This window comes from Pelagerythrobacter rhizovicinus, from assembly GCF_004135625.1.
Classification (GTDB): domain Bacteria; phylum Pseudomonadota; class Alphaproteobacteria; order Sphingomonadales; family Sphingomonadaceae; genus Pelagerythrobacter; species Pelagerythrobacter rhizovicinus.
Genome location: NZ_SDPV01000002.1, coordinates 1,209,265 through 1,225,920, shown reverse-complemented (window position 1 = coordinate 1,225,920; position 16,656 = coordinate 1,209,265). Strand labels below are relative to the sequence as shown.

Here is a 16,656-nt window from a genome sequence, read left to right as displayed (position 1 = left end):
GTTTTGGGAGAGGCAAATCGTGATGCTTGGAAAAGCGGCTTGGTTATCGGTGCTTTTGCTGGCGGCACCAGCCGCAGCGCAGGAGTCCTGCGATGACATCGCGTCACAGACTGCCCAGAGGCCGGCCAATCCCGAAATGACGGCGATCTTCGAAGCGGATCAGGCCGCGCGGAAGGCGCCGAACATAGATTGGGCAACCGTTGCCAAAGAGGACGCGGAACGCAGGAAACACGTCGGTGAACTGCTCGGCACCGGCGAACTGCGTAGCGGCGACGATTTCTACCATGCTGCTTTCGTCTTCCAGCATGGCAGTGAGCCATCGGATTATCTGAAGGCGCACGCACTGGCGCTTGTCGCGGTGGCCCGCGGAAAGGAGGAGGCGACCTGGATCGCCGCCGCGACTCTGGACCGCTACCTCATGGCTATCGGACAGCCGCAAATCTACGGAACTCAGTTCCAGAAGCGCAGCGATGGCTGGTCCCAGGAGCCTTTTGAGCGAGAGCTGCTAAGCGACGCCATGCGTGAAGCCTCCGGGGTTCCCACCATCGCAATGCAGGAGGAGCGGCTCGCCGAGCTTACAGCGCGCGACGCGGGCGAGTAACCGGTAGCCGGCCCCGCCGAACGGTCAGGTCACCGCCGCTCTCTCGCGGAATTCCTCGCGTTGCCATTCGCCGGTTTCGAGCACTTCGGCCACATGCCGGGCGGCCTCGGCCACGTCCTCGAACGACACGTAGGCCGGGGCGAAGCCGAGGCGCAGGATGTCGGGGTCGCGGAAGTCGCCGATCACGCCGCGCGCGATCAGGGCCTGGCAGATCGCATAGGCCTCCGGGTGGCGGAAGGAGAGCTGGCTGCCGCGCTGCTCCGGGTCGGTGGGACTGACGAGATCGAGTTCGACGCCAGTGCGGTCGAGGCAGGTGCGGAAGAACTTGGACAGTTCGCGCGACTTTGCCGCCAGGCGCTCGATGCCGATCTCCGCGATCAGCTCGACGCCGCATTCGAGCGCTGCGAGGCCGAGGATCGGCGGGGTGCCGGTGAGCAGGCGGTCCACACCGGTCGCCGGGGCGTAGTCGTCGAAGAAGGCGAAGGGCGCGGCGTGGCCCATCCAGCCGGTCAACGGTTGCTCCAGCGCCTCGTGGTGGCGGCGGGCGGCATAGGCGAAGGCCGGGGCGCCAGGCCCGCCGTTCAGGTACTTGTAGCCGCAGCCGACCGCGAAATCGGCCTCGCATCCGTCGAGATCGACCGGGATCGCCCCGGCGCTGTGCGACAGGTCCCACAGGACCAGCGCGCCCGCTTCGTGCGCGGCTCGGGTGAGCGCGGCCATGTCGAACACCGCGCCGGTCTTGTAGTGGACCTGGGTCAGCAGCAGCAGCGCGACGTCGCCATCGAGCGCCTCGGCAATCCGCTCGCGCGGGGCGAGGCGGCGCTCGGCAAGTCCCTGCGCCTCGAGCCCGGCGATCATGTAGAGGTCGGTCGGGAAGTTGCCCGGTTCGGACAGCACGACCTTGCGGCCCGGCCGCATGCGGAGCGCCGCCGCGATCAGCTTGAACAGGTTCACCGAAGTGCTGTCGCAGGCGATCACCTCGTCCGGCGCGGCGCCGATCAACGGGGCGATCTTGCCGCCGACGCGCTGCGGAAGGTTGATCCAGTCCGCGCTGTTCCAGCTCCGGATCAGCCCCTCGCCCCATTCGCCGCGGATGACTTGCGCCATCCGGTCGGCGGTGACCTTCGGCAATGCGCCGAGCGAGTTACCATCAAGATAGATCACGCCCTCGGGCAGATCGAACCGCGCACGATATTCACGCAAGGGGTCGGCGGCATCGAGCGCGCGGGCTTCGGCGAGCAAACCCTGGCTCACCCTACCCTCCTCCGTTCGTGCTGAGCCTGTCGAAGCACCGCTCTTTTTTCGGGCGGAGCGCTTGAAGTAAAGTGCGGCCCTTCGACAAGCTCAGGGCGAACGGGGTTGCGGGCGTGGACCGTGAGACGCTCATATCGCCGTCCGGACGCTGAGCAGTTCGGGGAAGAACGCCTGTTTCAGCACGCCTTCGAGATAGGGCACACCCGGCGTGCCGCCGGTGCCACGCTTGAAGCCGATGATGCGCTCGACCGTCTTCAGGTGGCCGAAGCGCCAGCGCTGGAAGTGGTATTCGAGATCGACCAGCTTCTCGGCCAGCTCGTAGAGATCCCAGTGCGCCGAAGGCTCGCGGTAGATCTCCGCCCAGGCCGCCTCGACCGCAGGCGAATGCTCCCACGGGGCGCCGTGGTCGCGTTCGAGCACCTCGTCGGGAACCGTGAACCCGCGCCGGGCGAGCAGGCGGATCGCCTCGGCATAGAGGCTCGGGCGGGCAAGCTCGGCGCGCAGTGCCTCGGCCACGTCCGGCGTCGCCTCGTGGATCGTCACCATGTCGGGATTGCGGCCGCCGAGGAGGAATTCCATCAGCCGGTACTGCGCCGACTGGAACCCGCTCGAACTGCCGAGATAGGGCCGCACGGTCGAATAGTCGTGCGGCGTCATCGTCGAGAGCACGTCCCAGCTCTGGATCAGCTGCCCCTGCGCACGGGCGACGCGGGCGAGCATCTTGAACGCCGGGCGCAGCGTGTCGGCTGCGATGTGCTCGCGCGCGGACTGGAGCTCGTGCAGGCAGAGCTTGAGCCACAGCTCGCTCGCCTGGTGGACGATGATGAACAGCATCTCGTCGTGCGCGCCCGAGACCGGGTGTTGCGCCGCCAGGATGCGGTCGAGGTCGAGATAGGACGAATAGGTGACGTCGCGGGCCATGGGCGGCCTCTACCGCGAACCGGTCACCAATGAAACTAGCCCTCTATGATCCGGGTCTCGGGATGGTGCTTGTCGAGATGCTTGCGCACGATCTTCAGGTTGCGCGTGTTGGAGCGGAACAGCAGGTCGAAGGCATCGCCCGCGACCGGGATCGCACCGACGGCGGTGTCGAACGCGACGTTGCCCGCCATGCGCCACAGCTTCCACTTGGGCATACCCAGGTTGCGCGCTTCCCACACGATGTAGGCGCCCATCGCCGCAGTCACGACATCTCCGACGACGGGAACGAGCCCGGCGATCGCGTCGAGCCCGACCGGATAGTTGATTCCCGGAATGCGAAAGCTGCGTTCGAGCAACATCTCCATCGCCTCGATCCGTTTGCGAACCGATTGCGGGTCGCTGCCCAGAGGCAGTTCGACGCCCATCGCGCGGGTTTGCCGACGCTCGTCCATGCGTTTCTCCTCACCGCCCTAGATGGGGCGGAGCGCGAGCGGGAGCAAGGGATGGACGTTCCAGCGGTTCTCCTGAAACCCATCGGTCCCGCCTCGCACCAGCGACCAGCGGATCGGCGCGCCGATCGGGATATAGACGTTGCTCGCCGCGAGCTCGGCTTCGGCTTCGGCATAGAGCGCGGCGCGCACCATGGGGTCGATCTCGGTCCGCGCCTCGGCGATCCGCGCATCGGCCTCGGGCGTGCAGAGGCCGTTATCCAGCGAACAGTTGAACTGGTTGAGGAACCAGCGCGCGCTGCCATAGCGGGCGACGCGGTCCACCAGCGTCAAATCGGCATCCTGCGGATCGTCCACGCGCTCGAGATCGACGCCGATCGCCGCGAAGTCCCGCGCCAGTTCGTTGAACAGAAGGTCCGAGCCGGGGCCTGACGGCAGCGCGATCGAGACGCGCGCGGTGCGATCTTCGCCGTCCGCCCTCCACGCGGCGATGCGTTGCGCCGCCTGGCTGCGGCGCTCTTCCAGCGAAAGGTCACTCCAGCGTTCGTCGATCGTCCCGATGTCGTCGGGCAGGTCCGGGGCGACGATCCGGGTGGTCGGAATCCAGCCGCCGATGTTGAACGGCTGGAGCAGGGTCGCGCGGTCGATCGCCATCGCCAGCGCCTCGCGCTGCGCGGCGTCGGCAAGCAGGCCCTCCTGCGAATGGACGCGCAGCCCGAACAGCCCCAGGGCTGCATCGAGCCGAACGGTGCCGCGTGACAGCGCGCCAACGTCGGCCAGCGGAAGATCGGCGAGCGTGCCGTTGAGAACCAGATCGGCCCCGCCCGATTCGAACACCGCCACCGCCTGTTCGGCCGGAAGCGCCCGCAGACGGATCTGGCGGATGCGCTGATCCCACTCGGGGTCCTCCGGCCGGCCGCGCATCTCGGGCGGACGCGGCTCCAGCATCCAGGCGTCGTCGGCACGCGTGACTGCCATCGGGCCGGTGCCCCGCCCATTGCGGCGCAGCCCGAGCTCCGGCTGCGCGAGGACCTGCAGCAGGTCCGGCATCGGGCTCCACAAGCGGATTTCGATGACCCGGCCGGTCATCGCGCGCACTTCCCTGATCTTGGCGAGATCGAGCCCGAGCGAGGTGCCCTGGAGCCGCGCAATCATCCGCCGCAGTTCGGCGCGAACGTCCTGCGATTCCATCGGCGTGCCGTCCGGCCAGTCCGAATTGCGCAGGCGGAAGATGTAGCTGAGGCCGTCGTCGGTGACGATCCAGCGCTCGGCCACGCCGGGCACGACATTGCCGCTCGCGTCCAGCGACACGAGCCCTTCCGCCGTGGCGGCCCGCAAGTGCTGGGCCGCGGGTGAGAGGCGCAACCCGTCCTCTTCGAGCTGTTCGGGCTGACCGATGAAGACGACATCCACCAAGTCGTCGCCCGCGTCGCCGCAGCCGGCAAGCGCAAGGGGGACAACGAGAGAAAGGGCCAGCCTGCGGATTCGCATCTCCGCCCAGTGCCTAGCAAGCAAAGCGGGCGAGGTCAGCCGCGAAGAGCGCGGCTCAGAGCTTGCGCAGGCGGGAGACGTCGATCGGCTGTCCGGGAAGGATCGAGGCCGGCTTGGTGAACCGGGGCGTGCCCGTGTCGGGCGCGCCGACCGGCGCGCGCACGAGCCTGGCGTCGATCTCTTCGGAAAAGGCGATGCCGAACCGCCGGTCCTGGACCCAGGCCACCGTGCCGTCGACCCAGCCGACATTGCGCAGGTGAACCGAAAGCCGCGCGCCGCGTTCGACGCGCACCTCGCCTTCGGCCATCATCCCGCCGGCGGACAGATTGCGGACCTTGACGCGATGCTCGGCATCGTCCTCGGCAAAGCGAAGCGAGGCGAGCAAAAACAGGCTGTCGCGTGGGTCGTGTCGGGTGTCGACGCCGGACATTCGCGGTTTCCGTCCTTTCCTCGGTCAAAAAACTCCGCGCCGCCGAGCGACCCGCGGGTTCGAATCGGCTTAGGCGCGATTGGCTAAGGAAGCTTTAAGCGTGTTTATCACCCGTGGGGCTGCGCGTCGCGGGCAATCAATCGTCACGCGAGATCTTCTCGCGCCGCTCGTGCGCTTCCTGGGCCTCGACCGTCATCGTCGCGACGGGTCGCGCAATCAGGCGGCGGATGCCGATCGGATCGCCGGTCACCTCGCAATAGCCGTATTCGCCCGCATCGATCCGGCGCAGTGCCGCATCGATCTTGGCGATCAGCTTGCGCTGCCGGTCGCGGGTGCGCAGCTCGATCCCCCAGTCCGCCTCGCTCGACGCGCGGTCGTTGAGATCGGGTTCCCGGATCGGACCGTCCTGCAGCGACTGCAGGGTCGCCGAAGACGCGTCGAGGATCGACCGTTTCCATTCGAGGAGGAGCTTGCGGAAGAAGTTGACCTGCTGCTCGCTCATATAAGGCTCGTCTTCGCGCGGCACATAGTCCGCAGCGACCGATTTTCTGGCCTTTTCGAGAACTTCGATGTCGCTGGACACCGCGGACGCCATAGTTGCCTCTCAACCCCTGCCGGCCTCAGCCGGCGCTTGTCTGTCGGATCGTCCGGCACATTCCGGCGACCCGGGCCTTGCGTTGGGCGCGCCTATAGGCGGGGGCAAAAGCACGCACAAGCGACAATCGATCCCCCGCTACCCTCGCGCAAATTAAGACAAGCCGAACGATCGTCTGCTCCTTCGAAAAAGCACACCGGCCGCATTAACCCTTTGTTGACCATATCCGTTGCAAATCCGCCCCATGGCGATGGGATCGCCGACAACGGGGGGTAACGATGGAACTCATTCCGATCGAAGGCGGGCTGACCACGCCCGTCGACACCAGTGCAGCCGAAATGCTGGTTGCGCACTGCCTGGCCGCAGCGGCGCACGGCGATCCGGCCGCCTATTTCGATCTCGGCGTAGCGTTCTCGACCGGCAGCCACGGTGCGCCGTGCGATCTGGTCGAGGCGCACAAGTGGTTCAATCTCGCCGCGCTGGGCGGGCACGAGGCGGCCGCCGGCTGCCGCGCCGAGGTCTCCGAGGAAATGACCGCCCGCGAGATCGCCGAGGCGCAGCGCCGCGCGCGCAACTGGCTCCGCGAAGGCGAGCGCAAGGTCGCCTAAGCTTTCCGGAACGGACTCCGCTCGGCCATGAACGAGCGGTCGAGCGAGACGCCTTCGCGTTCGCGCTCGAGGAAATCGGCGACCGCCTCGCGGAACCCCGGATCGGCGATCCAGTGCGCCGACCATGTCTCGACCGGCTCGTAGCCGCGCATGAGCTTGTGCCCGCCCTGCGCGCCGGCCTCGACCCGCGCCAGGCCGCGCTCGATCGCGGCGTCGATCGCCTGGTAGTAGCATAGCTCGAAATGGAGGAAGCGCCGCTCGGCGGTGCAGCCCCAGTAGCGGCCGAACAGCGTCGTCCCGTCGATCACGTTGAGCGCGCCGGCGATCGGCACGCCGTCCTCGTAGGCGAAGACCAGCAGGATGCGGTCCGCCATCCGCTCGCCGAGCAGGGTGAAGGCCTCGCGCGTGAGGTAGGGGTAACCCCACTTGCGCGCGCCGGTGTCCTGGTAGAATTCCCAGAACGCGTCCCAGTGCTCGGGCCGGATCGCGTCGCCGGTGAGATGGCGGATCTCCAGCCCCTCCTGCGCCGCGGCACGTTCCTTGCGGATCGCCTTGCGCTTGCGCGAGCTGAGCGCGCCGAGGAACGCATCGAAGCTGTCGTAGCCGCGGTTCTCCCAGTGGAACTGGATGTCGCTGCGCAGCATCCACCCCGCCCGCTCGAACAGCGCGCGCTGTTCGGGTTCGATGAAGGTCGCGTGGGCGGAGGAGAGCTTGAAGTGGCCGCAGACCCATTCGGCCGCGCGCAGGAGCACTTCGGCGTCGCCCGGCGTCGCGGCCAGCAGCCGCGGCCCGGTGGCGGGCGTGAAGGGGACCGCGATCTGCAGCTTGGGGTAATAGGCCCCGCCCGCGCGCTCGTAGGCGTCGGCCCAGGCATGATCGAACACGTATTCGCCCTGACTGTGCGACTTGACGTAGGCCGGCATCGCGGCGGCGAGCCTGTGGTCCGGCCCGCGCTCGACCACGATCGGCAGCGGCAGCCAGCCCGTCTCCGGCCCGACGCTGCCCGAATCCTCGAGCGCGGTGAGGAAGTCGTAGGAGACGAACGGATTGTCGGTTCCGGCGAGCGCGCCCCATTCGGCGCGCGGCAGCGAGCCGACCGATTCGGCGGTGCGCACGCGCGGCTCGCCGTGACTCACGCCAGTCCTTCTCCCTCGGCAATGGGCGCATCGGCATGGAGAGCGGCGCGGTCGCGAAGCTCGGGCGAGCGGACGGTCCAGGTCAGGAGCGGCAGCCCGCGCTTGCGTTGCCCTTCGGCGAAGCGGCTCGGCAGGTCGCGCACGTCGTAAGCGAGGAAGTCGGGCCGCGCGTGCCACAGCGCGGCGTGACGCCGCCAGAGGCCGGCGAAACTCTTGTCGTCCTCCTCGGTCACCACCAGCCCGCGCACCGTGCGCGGCGAATGGATCGAGAACCAGCGCGACACGCGCGGGTCGAAGCTCATCACCGCGTGCGGGCCGCGGTAGCCGTCGAGCGCGCGGCGCACGGCGAGGCACAGCGGCGCGACACGCCGTTCGCGCTTGGACTTGAGCTCGATCAGCATGGGCACCCTGCCCCCGACTTGCGCCAGCGTGCGCTCGAGCGAGGGAATCCGGTCGCTGCTGCCGGAGAGCGCGATCGTCTCGATCTCCGCCAGCGGGCGCCGGATCACCGGGCCGCGCTCGTCGGTCAGCCGGTCGAGCTCCCAGTCGTGGAACACCGCCGCGCGCCCGTCGCCGGTGCGCTGCACGTCGCACTCGATCGCCAGCCCGTGCGCCATTGCCTCGGCGAAGGCCGAAGGCGAGTTCTCCGGAACACCGGGCGAATGGAGGCCACGGTGGGCATAAGTCCACTGCGCGAGCCATTCGACCCGCCGAGGATCAGGGGCCGGCGCCCGCCATGCGTCGATCGGGTTCAGCTCAGCCCCTCACGGCGACGATCGCGTCCACCTCGACCGCGGCGCCGAGCGGGAGCGCCGGCACGCCGACCGCGGCGCGGGCATGGCGGCCGGCGTCGCCGAAGACTTCCAGCATCAGGTCCGATACCCCGTTGGCGACCTTGGGCTGGTCGGTGAAGTCACCCGCCGAGTTGACGAAGGCGCCGAGCTTGACGATCCGCTCCACCCGGTCGAGCGAGCCGAGCGCGGCCTTGAGCTGCGCGAGGATCATCAGTCCGCAGGCGCGCGCCGCCGCGGCGCCCTGGTCGAGCGCGACATCCTCGCCCAGCCGTCCCGTCACCAGCTTGCCGTCGACGAACGGCAACTGGCCCGAGACATGGGCGAGCCCGCCCGCGACCACCACCGGAACATAGCTCGCGACCGGTGCAGCGGCCTCCGGCAACGTGATCCCCAGCTCGGCAAGTTTCGCTTCGATGCTCATGCGTGTTCCCTATCCTGTGTTTCCAGATTCAATTGGTCCATCAGCCACGGCAGCGCCTCGCACCAGGTGTCGATGCGGGCATGCGCATGGCCGGCGCGGTGCGCGCAGTCGATGTGCGGCGCGAGTTGCGGCTCGCCGCAGAGGTGCAGACGAACGACCTCTGGCACAGTCTCGGCGGCCGAGTGGTGGTGCTGCGGCAGGTCGTCGATGAAGATCGCGCGGCTGGGCGCATATTCCTCGACGATCGCCTTGAGCGCCGGCCCCTTGGGTCCCTGATTGGTGAAGACCCGCGCCGCGATTCCGTGATCGGCGAGCTGGCGCGCGCGGCGCTCCTGCCGTTCGTCGTTGAGGTTGGTCAGGATCACCACGTCGGCATGCTCGGCCAGCGCCGTGACCCCCGCGACCGCGCCCTCGATCGGACGCTGGCGGTCCATCTCGGTGTCGAAGAAGCGGCCGAGCAGGCGCCACATGTCGCGCTCCCCCACCACCTCGCCGCTCTCGCGCCAGCGCATGGCTTCGGCGAAGCTGTTGCTACCGATGGTGAAATCCACCCCCTCGCTCTCGCCGAGCCAGTCGCGGAAATGCGCCACCATGTGCAGCAGCACTTCGTCGCAGTCGGAGATGATCAGCGGGCGGCTCATTGCGAAAGGCTCCTGTGCGCCTCGATCAGCGTCTCGGGCGCGACGTTCAGCGCGTCGGCCGCGAGGACGAGGTCGGGCTCGTGGTTGGCGAGAAATTCGAGAACGGCGGCGAGCACCCCGCGGTCGGTCAGCCGCTCGCGCAGGATCTCGGGCGTGAGGCCGGTCAGCGAGAGCAGGCGCTGCGCCCGATCGTCGTCCTGCAGCACCCAGCCGAGCGCGGCGAGCGCCAGCGAATCGGCGTCGCCCGGGGCATGGTCGTTCGATCGAGTCTCGCGAATAATTGTCAGCGTCCTCCGGGAGGCATAAGGCGTGGGGCAGCAAGGGGAGCATGCCCGACGTGAGCGAGCCTGTGGCAAAGAGAGTGCTGGTTGTCGAGGACAACGACCTCAACCGGAAGCTGTTCTGCGACGTCCTGCGGGCGAACGGTTTCGAAGTCGAGCCGGTCGCCGACGGCGAGTTTGTGCTCGACGCCGCGCGGGCCTTCGCGCCCGATCTGGTGCTGATGGACATTCAGCTCCCCAACGTCTCCGGCGTCGACCTGATCGCCGCGCTCAAGCGCGAGCGGGGGCTGGCCGACGTGCCGGTGCTGGCCGTGACCGCCTATGCCGGCAAGGGGGACGAGGACCGGATTCGCGATGCCGGCGCGGCCGACTATCTGGCGAAGCCGGTCTCGATCGGGCCGTTCATGGCGGCGGTCCGGCGGCTGGTGCCCGCCGCGTGAGTCCCCGCGAAGGCGGGGACCTCAGGCTAACGGGCGAAGCGCCAGCGGCCTGAGGCCCCTGCCTTCGCAGGGGCTCGCGCATTTTGTCCTTCCCATCGTCTTGCGATGGGGAGGACCGGCGCAGGCTTCACGCCCGCCGCGCTTGACAAACCGGGGCGCGAACCGCTTTTCCGCCGCATTGACATGGCAGGCGTAGCGCCCGCCGCACATGAGATTGGAAACCACCCCCTATGGATCGCGCCGAAACCGACCAGACCATCCGCCGCCTGATCGAGCCGTTCAACAAGAAGCGCGTGGCCATCACCGATGCGACGACCTTCGCCGGCGACCTCGAATTCGACAGCCTGACGGTGATGGATTTTGTCGCCGCGATCGAGGACGACTTCGACGTGATCATCTCCATGAACCAGCAGGCCGAGATCGAGACCTACGGGCAGCTCGTCGATGCGGTGCACAAGCTGCAGGCCGACCGGTGAGCGAGGGTATTTCCCAGCCGGACAAGCCCGAGACGCTCGAGGGCGACTCGCGCGACCTGTTCAGCAAGTTCGACGATCTGATCGCCATGCGCGAGGGCCTGCTCGCGACCGGGCAGGAAGACCCCTTCAATCTGGTGATGGAGAAAGTCCTCTCCCCCACCCGCGCGATCTGCAACGGGCGCGACACGATCCTGCTCGGAACGTACAATTACATGGGCATGACCTTCGACCCCGACGTGGTCGAGGCGGGCAAGCAGGCGCTCGACGATTTCGGCAGCGGCACGACCGGCAGCCGCGTGCTCAACGGGACGTATCAGGGCCACAAGGAATGCGAGGACGCCCTGCGTGAATTTTACGCCATGGATCACGCCATGGTGTTCTCGACCGGCTATCAGGCCAACCTCGGAATCATCTCTACGATCGCCGGCAAGGGCGACTACATCGTCCTCGACATCGACAGCCATGCGAGCATCTGGGACGGGTGCGCGATGGGCAAGGCGGAAGTCGTGCCGTTCAAGCACAACGACCTCGAGGCGATGGAGAAGCGCCTGCGCCGCATTCCCGAAGGCGCCGGCAAGCTGGTCGTGCTGGAAGGCGTCTATTCGATGCTCGGCGACATCGCGCCGCTCAAGGAGATGGTCGCGGTCGCCAAGAAGTACGGCGCGATGGTCCTGGTCGACGAGGCGCACTCGATGGGCTTCATCGGCGAGCACGGCCGCGGCGTGTGCGAGCAGGCGGGCGTGATCGACGACGTCGACTTCATCATCGGCACCTTCTCGAAAAGCGTCGGCACGGTCGGCGGCTTCTGCGTCTCCAACCACCCGAAGTTCGAGATCATGCGGCTGGTCTGCCGGCCCTACGTCTTCACCGCCTCGCTCCCGCCGAGCGTGGTCGCGACCGCGGCGACCAGCATCCGCAAGCTGATGCGGGGATCGAACAAGCGCGCGCACCTGTGGGAGAATTCCAAGCGGCTGCACGGCGGCCTCAAGGATCTCGGCTTCCAGCTCGGGACCGAGGAACCGCAGAGCGCGATCGTCGCGGTGATCATGCCCGACCTCGAGAAAGGCGCCGCGATGTGGGAGGCGCTGCTCAAGGAGGGCCTCTACGTCAACCTCGCCCGCCCGCCCGCGACCCCGGCCAACATGACCCTGCTCCGCTGCTCGCTCTGCGCCGAACATTCAGAAGAGGAAGTCGAAACGATCCTCGGCATGTTCGAGCGGGCTGGGAACGCGGTTGGGATTATCTAACTATCTGATATAAAGCAATTTATCCTGCATTCTTGCGTTTTTCAGGAATGCAGGATAAATTGTTGCTCATGGAAGACCGCGTAAGCCCCTTCAGCGACGAGCAGGCGCGAGCGTTGATCAACCTGCGGCCGCGCTACGAGGCGATGATCGAGGCGCAGCGCAGTCTCTCCCGGCTGCCTTACAATCTCGTGCGCAAACGAGTCGGCAAGTACGAATATCTCTACGAGGCAATCGACAGGTCGAACAACGGCAAGAGCCTCGGCCGGATGTCGCCCGAACTGGAACGACGGCTCGCCGATTATCGCGCCACCAAGTCGGACCTGCAGCACCGCCTGACGAAAGCCAGCAGGCTGGTCGAAGAGACCGGGCGCATGGCACGCCCCCTGCACCTTCCGATGCTGTCGAGCGCCGCGGGCGAACTGCTGCGCGAGCTCGACCGGCGTCGGCTGCTCGACGGGACCTTGCTCGTCATCGGGACGAATTGCCTCCCGGCCTACGCTATCGAGGCCGGTGGCGCGATTGCAGATGCGCCCGACGAGACCGAAGACTTCGATCTTGCGTGGGTCGCCGAAGAGCAAGCCGAGGAGGCGGGACTATGGGCGGCGCTCAAGGCGGTCGATCCGACGTTCACGGTCAATAGCGAGCGACATTGCCAGGCGCGGAACGCCGCGACCTACGAAGTCGATCTGCTGGTCGCGCCATCGCGCGCCGAAACGCTCGCCCCGCGCGAGCGACCCCGCCCGATCTCACTGCCTTCTCAGGAATGGCTGCTGCTCGGGCGCCCGGTCAATCAGGTCGTTCCATGCCGTGACTGGAGCGCCGCCCGACTGGTGGTGCCCGACCCCCGCTGGTTCGCCCTGCACAAGCTGTGGCTCGCCGATCAGGCCGAGCGCAACCCGCTCAAGCGGCGCAAGGATCGGGCGCAAGGCAACGCGGTGCTCGATGCGGTCGCACAGGCGATGCCGCACTATCCGCTCGACGCCGCGTTCGCACGATCCGTTCCGGGCGAGCTGGCGTCGTACTGGCAGGACTGGCGCGAAAGCGCGGAACGCTGACGCCCGCCGGCCGTCTCGATTGTGAAGGAGATCGGAAGCGATGAAGACCGTCAACAAAGGCAGCGCGCGTTACGAAGGGCTCGGCAAGAATGGCAAGGGGCACGTCTCGACCGGCTCCGGCGCGCTGAACGATCAGCCCTATGGCTTCGCCACCCGCTTCGAAGGGGCGCCGGGGACCAATCCCGAGGAGCTGATCGCCGCCGCCCACGCGAGCTGCTTCACCATGGCGCTGAGCTTCGCGCTGGCGCGCGCCGGGCACGAGCAGGGCACACTCGACACCGAGGCCAAGGTGACGCTGGAGAAGGAAGGCGAAGGCTTCACCGTCACCCGCTCCGACCTGACACTCACCAGCCGGATCGAGGGCATCGGGCGCGAGGAATTCGAGAAGCTCGCCGCCGAGGCGAAGGCGAATTGCCCGATCTCCAAGCTGCTCAAGGCCGAGATCACGCTGGAGACGACGTTCGAGGAGTAAGCGGGGCCTCTCTCCCCTTCAGGGGAGAGATACGCAGGCTTGCGAGCGCAGCGAGCTAGCCGGAGTTGAGAGGGGGAGGAACCGCAACGGGAACCGTCTCGCGACTCCCCCTCTCCCAACCCTCTCCCCTGAAGGGGAGAGGGCTATGGTCCCTATACCGCTTCGATCGCGGCGGCGGCGCAGGTGTCGTGCGCCGCATCGTCGCCGTCCGAGAGGTAGGACAGCGCGAGGAAGCCGCCGACCACGAGCACCGCGAAAACGGTGGTGACGGTGATCAGGTATTCGTCGATCACCCGCTTGATCGGGGCGCCGAACAGGCGGAACAGCACGCCGACCGTCAGGAAGATCAGCGCGCGGCCGGCGATGCTGGCGAGGATGAACGGCACCAGCGCCATCTCGATGAAGCCGGCGGTAATGGTCAGCAGCTTGAATGGCACGGGCGTGCTGCCGGCGAGAAAGATCACTTCCCAGTCGCGCTCGCGCAAGTGGCAGGCGGCGACCGGGAACTCCTCGGCCAGCCCGATCGCGGAAAGCATTGCCGCGCCGACGGTGTCGTAGAGGAAGTACCCGATGGCATAGCCGAACAGGCCGCCCAGAACCGACGCGAAAGTGCAGACCAGCGCGAAGCGAATCGCCTTCTTCGGCTCGGCCAGGCACATCAGGCCGAGCAGCGGATGCGGCGGGATCGGGAAGAAGCTCGCCTCGACGAAGCTGATCAGCGCCAGCCACCACTCGGCGTGCGGGTGAGCCGCCTTCTCCATCGTCCAGTCGTAGAGTTTGCGCAGCATCGCCGCGCCCTATGCGAGCGGGTCGGGGGGCGCAAGCGAGTCGCGTGCATCTATGAAACCTCCCCCATCGTGATCCTCCCCATCGACTTGCGATGGGGAGGTGGCAGGCGCCGAAGGCGTCTGACGGAGGGGCACTGGCGCGCGAGGGCCCCTCCACCACGAGCCGCTACGCGTCTCGCGGTTCCCCTCCCCATCGCAAGACGATGGGGAGGATTGGGAACTGCGAGTCCCAGCGGAGACTGGGACCTCAGGCCGCTGGCGCTTCGCCCGATAGCCTGAGGCCCCTGCCTTCGCAGGGGATCGGGGAGGAGGGGAATGTTGGGACTTCTAAACAAATAACCTCTTTGGCACTTTTCTCTTGACACCGTGACGCTCTTTGGTTAGAGGAAAGGAACATCGCGATAATGTGATTCGAAACGGCTCGGGTCGCACCCGCCCCCTCCCTCTCCTTCCCGAATGGAACCGATCATGACCAAGGCGAACGCTTCGCCCGCTGGCGGCCGCACGGCTGCCGGCAGGGCATGGCGCAAGACATTCCTGGCCGAGCTTGCGCGCACGTCCAACGTTTCGGCCTCTGCCCGCGCGGCGCAGGTCGACGTCAGCACCGTGTACAAGATCCGCCGCGCCGAGCCCGCTTTCGCGCGGCAATGGTTCGAGGCGCTGTGCGAAGGCTACGACAATCTCGAGCTCGACCTGCTGTGCCGCCTGCGCGAAGGCGAGCTGGCCGGGACGACGACCCCCGCGGGCAAGGCCCGGCGCAAGTTCGACAATGCGACCGCCTTCCGCCTGCTCGCCGCGCACCGCACCTCGGTCCAGCGCGAACGCGGCCGCAACGACTATGCCCACGAGGACGAGCTGCTCGCCTCGATCGACGCCAAGCTGGAGAAGATGCGGCAGCGGCGGATCGCCATGCGCGCGGCGGCCGAGGCGACCCCCTCGGCCGGGGAGCCGGGCGATGGAGGATGAACCGCTCGACCCCAAGTTCGCGGAGCTGCTCGATCTTCCGGAGAAGGAACGGCAGAAGGAACTCGCCAGGCTCACCGACGACGAGCGCAAGGAACTGCGCCATCACTGGAATCTCTGGGCCCGGCGCGACCAGTTGCCGCCGGCCCGCAACTGGTCGGCTTGGCTGATCTGCGCCGGGCGCGGCTTTGGCAAGACCCGCGCGGGCGCCGAATGGGTGCGCGAGGTGGCGAAGCGCGATCCGGAGGCGCGGATCGCGCTGGTCGGCGCCTCGCTCGCCGAAGCCCGCGCGGTGATGGTCGAGGGCGAGAGCGGTGTCCTCGCCTGCTCGCCGCCGCACCGCTGCCCCGCGTTCGAGCCTTCGCTGCGGCGGCTCAGCTGGGCCAACGGGGCCCAGGCCACGCTCTACTCCGCGGCCGAGCCCGAGAGCCTGCGCGGCCCGCAGCACAGCCACGCCTGGTGCGACGAGATCGCCAAATGGGATATGGCCGGCGAGCGGGCGACGCGGGCGTGGGACAATCTGCTGCTCGGTCTGAGGCTCGGCGACCTGCCGCGCGTGCTCGCGACCACGACGCCGCGCCCGGTGCCGCTCATGCTGCGCCTGCTGGAGGAGGAGGCGAAGGGCGAGATCGCGGTGACGCGCGGTACGACCCACGCCAACCGGCCGAACCTGCCCGAGCGGTTCGTCGAGGACATCGACCGCCGCTTCGCCGGCACCAGCTTCGCCCGCCAGGAACTCGGCGGCGAGCTGCTGACCGAAATCGACGGCGCGCTGTGGAGCCGGGCACTGCTCGAACGGTGCCGCGACGAGGGTGCGCATGAGGAGCCGGCCCGCGTGGTTGTCGGGGTCGATCCTCCGGCCGGGGCGCAGGGCGACGCCTGCGGGATCGTGGTCGCCGGGCTCCTGCCCTGCGGCGAGGCGCTGGTGCTGGCGGATTGCTCGGTCGAACGGCCGAGCCCCGAACGCTGGGCCCGCGCCGTGGCCGAGGCGGCGCACGCATGGCGGGCCGATCGCGTCGTCGCGGAGGCGAACCAGGGCGGCGCGATGGTCGCCAGCGTGCTGCGCGCCGCGGATCTCTCGCTGCCGCTGCGGCTGGTCCACGCCAGCCGCAGCAAGGTGGCCCGGGCCGAACCGGTCGCCGCGCTCTACGAAAGCGGCCGGGTCCACCACGCGGGCCTGTTCGCGCAGCTCGAAGACCAGATGTGCGGCCTGATGGCCGGCGGCCGCTACGAAGGTCCGGGCCGGTCGCCCGACCGCACCGACGCACTGGTCTGGGCGCTGACCGAGCTGATGCTGGGGCAGCGGGCAAGGCCGCGGATTTCGGTGATTTGAAACTTTGCACGTGTGTTTTTCAGTCCTCCCCATCGACTTGCGATGGGGAGGTGGCGCCCGCCGCAGGCGGGTGACGGAGGGGAACTGGAGCGCAGAGCCCCTCCACCACGAGCCGCTTCGCGTCTCGCGGTCCCCCTCCCCATCGCAAGTCGATGGGGAGGATTTTCGATGTTCGTCCATCACCGAGTCCCAGCGGAGGCTGGGACCTCAGGCCGCCGGCGCTCTGCCCGACAGCCTGAGGCCCCTGCCTGCGCAGGGGC

The 16,656-nt window shown here is 68.0% G+C and carries 21 protein-coding genes; 9 read left to right on the top strand and 12 right to left on the bottom strand.

The window, feature by feature from the left end:
* Positions 1–136 precede the first annotated feature (136 nt).
* Positions 137–601 carry a hypothetical protein gene (locus ETX26_RS13765; RefSeq protein ID WP_225425788.1) on the top strand — a complete coding sequence of 155 codons (465 nt, stop codon included), beginning with the start codon at positions 137–139 and terminating at the stop codon, positions 599–601.
* Positions 602–625: 24 nt separating this feature from the next.
* On the opposite strand, the gene kynU is transcribed toward ETX26_RS13765, so the two are convergent.
* From kynU to dksA, 6 genes are all read right to left on the bottom strand, one after another.
* Complete coding sequence (gene kynU, locus ETX26_RS13760; protein ID WP_129525402.1) at positions 626–1,843, bottom strand: kynureninase; 1,218 nt, start codon at positions 1,841–1,843, stop codon at positions 626–628.
* A 141-nt stretch (positions 1,844–1,984) separates the two neighbouring features.
* Positions 1,985–2,776, bottom strand: a complete 792-nt coding sequence (locus ETX26_RS13755; protein WP_129525211.1) for a tryptophan 2,3-dioxygenase — start codon at positions 2,774–2,776, stop codon at positions 1,985–1,987.
* A gap of 35 nt (positions 2,777–2,811) precedes the next feature.
* Positions 2,812–3,228: a DUF4112 domain-containing protein gene (locus ETX26_RS13750; RefSeq protein WP_129525210.1), complete on the bottom strand. Its 417-nt coding sequence runs from the start codon at positions 3,226–3,228 to the stop codon at positions 2,812–2,814.
* An 18-nt stretch (positions 3,229–3,246) separates the two neighbouring features.
* Positions 3,247–4,716: an ABC transporter substrate-binding protein gene (locus ETX26_RS13745; RefSeq protein WP_129525209.1), complete on the bottom strand. Its 1,470-nt coding sequence runs from the start codon at positions 4,714–4,716 to the stop codon at positions 3,247–3,249.
* A gap of 55 nt (positions 4,717–4,771) precedes the next feature.
* Positions 4,772–5,146, bottom strand: coding sequence for a PilZ domain-containing protein (locus ETX26_RS13740; protein WP_129525208.1), 375 nt, complete (start codon positions 5,144–5,146; stop codon positions 4,772–4,774).
* 136 nt (positions 5,147–5,282) lie between these two features.
* Entirely contained in the window at positions 5,283–5,741 is a 459-nt protein-coding gene (gene dksA / locus ETX26_RS13735) for an RNA polymerase-binding protein DksA (protein WP_129525207.1), read from the bottom strand.
* A 278-nt stretch (positions 5,742–6,019) separates the two neighbouring features.
* Between dksA and ETX26_RS13730 the strand changes: the two genes are divergently transcribed.
* Positions 6,020–6,349, top strand: a complete 330-nt coding sequence (locus ETX26_RS13730) for a hypothetical protein (RefSeq protein WP_129525206.1) — start codon at positions 6,020–6,022, stop codon at positions 6,347–6,349.
* Here the strand turns inward: ETX26_RS13730 and ETX26_RS13725 are convergent.
* Genes ETX26_RS13725 through ETX26_RS13705 form a run of 5 tightly spaced genes read right to left on the bottom strand, consistent with a single transcriptional unit; the run spans position 6,346 to position 9,547 of the window.
* Positions 6,346–7,485 (bottom strand): GNAT family N-acetyltransferase, encoded by a 1,140-nt coding sequence (locus ETX26_RS13725; RefSeq protein WP_191984723.1) that lies wholly within the window; start codon positions 7,483–7,485, stop codon positions 6,346–6,348. The two genes, ETX26_RS13730 and ETX26_RS13725, sit on opposite strands and share 4 nt — an antisense overlap.
* Entirely contained in the window at positions 7,482–8,231 is a 750-nt protein-coding gene (locus ETX26_RS13720; RefSeq protein ID WP_318531662.1) for a glycerophosphodiester phosphodiesterase family protein, read from the bottom strand. The genes ETX26_RS13725 and ETX26_RS13720 overlap by 4 nt, the downstream gene beginning before the upstream one ends.
* A 10-nt stretch (positions 8,232–8,241) precedes the next feature.
* Positions 8,242–8,700 (bottom strand): RidA family protein, encoded by a 459-nt coding sequence (locus tag ETX26_RS13715; RefSeq protein ID WP_129525204.1) that lies wholly within the window; start codon positions 8,698–8,700, stop codon positions 8,242–8,244.
* Positions 8,697–9,341: an HAD family hydrolase gene (locus ETX26_RS13710; protein WP_129525203.1), complete on the bottom strand. Its 645-nt coding sequence runs from the start codon at positions 9,339–9,341 to the stop codon at positions 8,697–8,699. Before ETX26_RS13710 ends, ETX26_RS13715 begins: the two co-directional genes overlap by 4 nt.
* Positions 9,338–9,547 carry a DUF3572 family protein gene (locus tag ETX26_RS13705; RefSeq protein WP_404825301.1) on the bottom strand — a complete coding sequence of 70 codons (210 nt, stop codon included), beginning with the start codon at positions 9,545–9,547 and terminating at the stop codon, positions 9,338–9,340. Before ETX26_RS13705 ends, ETX26_RS13710 begins: the two co-directional genes overlap by 4 nt.
* A gap of 143 nt (positions 9,548–9,690) precedes the next feature.
* Here ETX26_RS13705 and ETX26_RS13700 point away from each other — a divergent pair, with 143 nt between their 5' ends.
* The 5 genes from ETX26_RS13700 to ETX26_RS13680 all read left to right on the top strand — a co-directional run bounded on the left by ETX26_RS13700 (position 9,691) and on the right by ETX26_RS13680 (position 13,312).
* Positions 9,691–10,062: a response regulator gene (locus tag ETX26_RS13700; protein WP_129525400.1), complete on the top strand. Its 372-nt coding sequence runs from the start codon at positions 9,691–9,693 to the stop codon at positions 10,060–10,062.
* A 230-nt stretch (positions 10,063–10,292) separates the two neighbouring features.
* Complete coding sequence (locus tag ETX26_RS13695) at positions 10,293–10,538, top strand: acyl carrier protein (protein ID WP_129525202.1); 246 nt, start codon at positions 10,293–10,295, stop codon at positions 10,536–10,538.
* Positions 10,535–11,785 (top strand): serine palmitoyltransferase, encoded by a 1,251-nt coding sequence (gene spt / locus ETX26_RS13690; protein ID WP_129525201.1) that lies wholly within the window; start codon positions 10,535–10,537, stop codon positions 11,783–11,785. The genes ETX26_RS13695 and spt overlap by 4 nt, the downstream gene beginning before the upstream one ends.
* 68 nt (positions 11,786–11,853) lie before the next feature.
* A complete protein-coding gene (locus ETX26_RS13685) occupies positions 11,854–12,840 on the top strand; it encodes a GSU2403 family nucleotidyltransferase fold protein (protein ID WP_165271779.1) in 987 nt (328 codons plus the stop codon).
* Between the two features lie 40 nt (positions 12,841–12,880).
* Positions 12,881–13,312 carry an OsmC family protein gene (locus tag ETX26_RS13680; RefSeq protein ID WP_129525199.1) on the top strand — a complete coding sequence of 144 codons (432 nt, stop codon included), beginning with the start codon at positions 12,881–12,883 and terminating at the stop codon, positions 13,310–13,312.
* A 152-nt stretch (positions 13,313–13,464) separates the two neighbouring features.
* Here ETX26_RS13680 and ETX26_RS13675 read toward each other — a convergent pair whose 3' ends face one another.
* The gene (locus ETX26_RS13675; RefSeq protein ID WP_129525198.1) at positions 13,465–14,100 is read right to left on the bottom strand and encodes a YqaA family protein; all 636 of its coding nucleotides are present in this window, start codon (positions 14,098–14,100) and stop codon (positions 13,465–13,467) included.
* Between the two features lie 468 nt (positions 14,101–14,568).
* Between ETX26_RS13675 and ETX26_RS13670 the strand changes: the two genes are divergently transcribed.
* Complete coding sequence (locus ETX26_RS13670; protein ID WP_129525197.1) at positions 14,569–15,066, top strand: hypothetical protein; 498 nt, start codon at positions 14,569–14,571, stop codon at positions 15,064–15,066.
* Positions 15,056–16,396, top strand: a complete 1,341-nt coding sequence (locus ETX26_RS13665) for a DNA-packaging protein (RefSeq protein WP_129525196.1) — start codon at positions 15,056–15,058, stop codon at positions 16,394–16,396. The genes ETX26_RS13670 and ETX26_RS13665 overlap by 11 nt, the downstream gene beginning before the upstream one ends.
* Positions 16,397–16,656 lie beyond the last annotated feature (260 nt).

Bases quoted from the DNA above. Each gene is read 5' to 3' on its own strand.
- ETX26_RS13765 (WP_225425788.1), top strand. From the start codon at position 137: ATGACGGCGATCTTCGAAGCGGATCAGGCCGCGCGGAAGGCGCCGAAC.
- ETX26_RS13755 (WP_129525211.1), bottom strand. From the start codon at position 2,776: ATGGCCCGCGACGTCACCTATTCGTCCTATCTCGACCTCGACCGCATC.
- ETX26_RS13750 (WP_129525210.1), bottom strand. From the start codon at position 3,228: ATGGACGAGCGTCGGCAAACCCGCGCGATGGGCGTCGAACTGCCTCTG.
- ETX26_RS13745 (WP_129525209.1), bottom strand. From the start codon at position 4,716: ATGCGAATCCGCAGGCTGGCCCTTTCTCTCGTTGTCCCCCTTGCGCTT.
- ETX26_RS13740 (WP_129525208.1), bottom strand. From the start codon at position 5,146: ATGTCCGGCGTCGACACCCGACACGACCCACGCGACAGCCTGTTTTTG.
- dksA (WP_129525207.1), bottom strand. From the start codon at position 5,741: ATGGCGTCCGCGGTGTCCAGCGACATCGAAGTTCTCGAAAAGGCCAGA.
- ETX26_RS13730 (WP_129525206.1), top strand. From the start codon at position 6,020: ATGGAACTCATTCCGATCGAAGGCGGGCTGACCACGCCCGTCGACACC.
- ETX26_RS13715 (WP_129525204.1), bottom strand. From the start codon at position 8,700: ATGAGCATCGAAGCGAAACTTGCCGAGCTGGGGATCACGTTGCCGGAG.
- ETX26_RS13710 (WP_129525203.1), bottom strand. From the start codon at position 9,341: ATGAGCCGCCCGCTGATCATCTCCGACTGCGACGAAGTGCTGCTGCAC.
- ETX26_RS13695 (WP_129525202.1), top strand. From the start codon at position 10,293: ATGGATCGCGCCGAAACCGACCAGACCATCCGCCGCCTGATCGAGCCG.
- ETX26_RS13685 (WP_165271779.1), top strand. From the start codon at position 11,854: ATGGAAGACCGCGTAAGCCCCTTCAGCGACGAGCAGGCGCGAGCGTTG.
- ETX26_RS13680 (WP_129525199.1), top strand. From the start codon at position 12,881: ATGAAGACCGTCAACAAAGGCAGCGCGCGTTACGAAGGGCTCGGCAAG.
- ETX26_RS13675 (WP_129525198.1), bottom strand. From the start codon at position 14,100: ATGCTGCGCAAACTCTACGACTGGACGATGGAGAAGGCGGCTCACCCG.
- ETX26_RS13670 (WP_129525197.1), top strand. From the start codon at position 14,569: ATGACCAAGGCGAACGCTTCGCCCGCTGGCGGCCGCACGGCTGCCGGC.
- ETX26_RS13665 (WP_129525196.1), top strand. From the start codon at position 15,056: ATGGAGGATGAACCGCTCGACCCCAAGTTCGCGGAGCTGCTCGATCTT.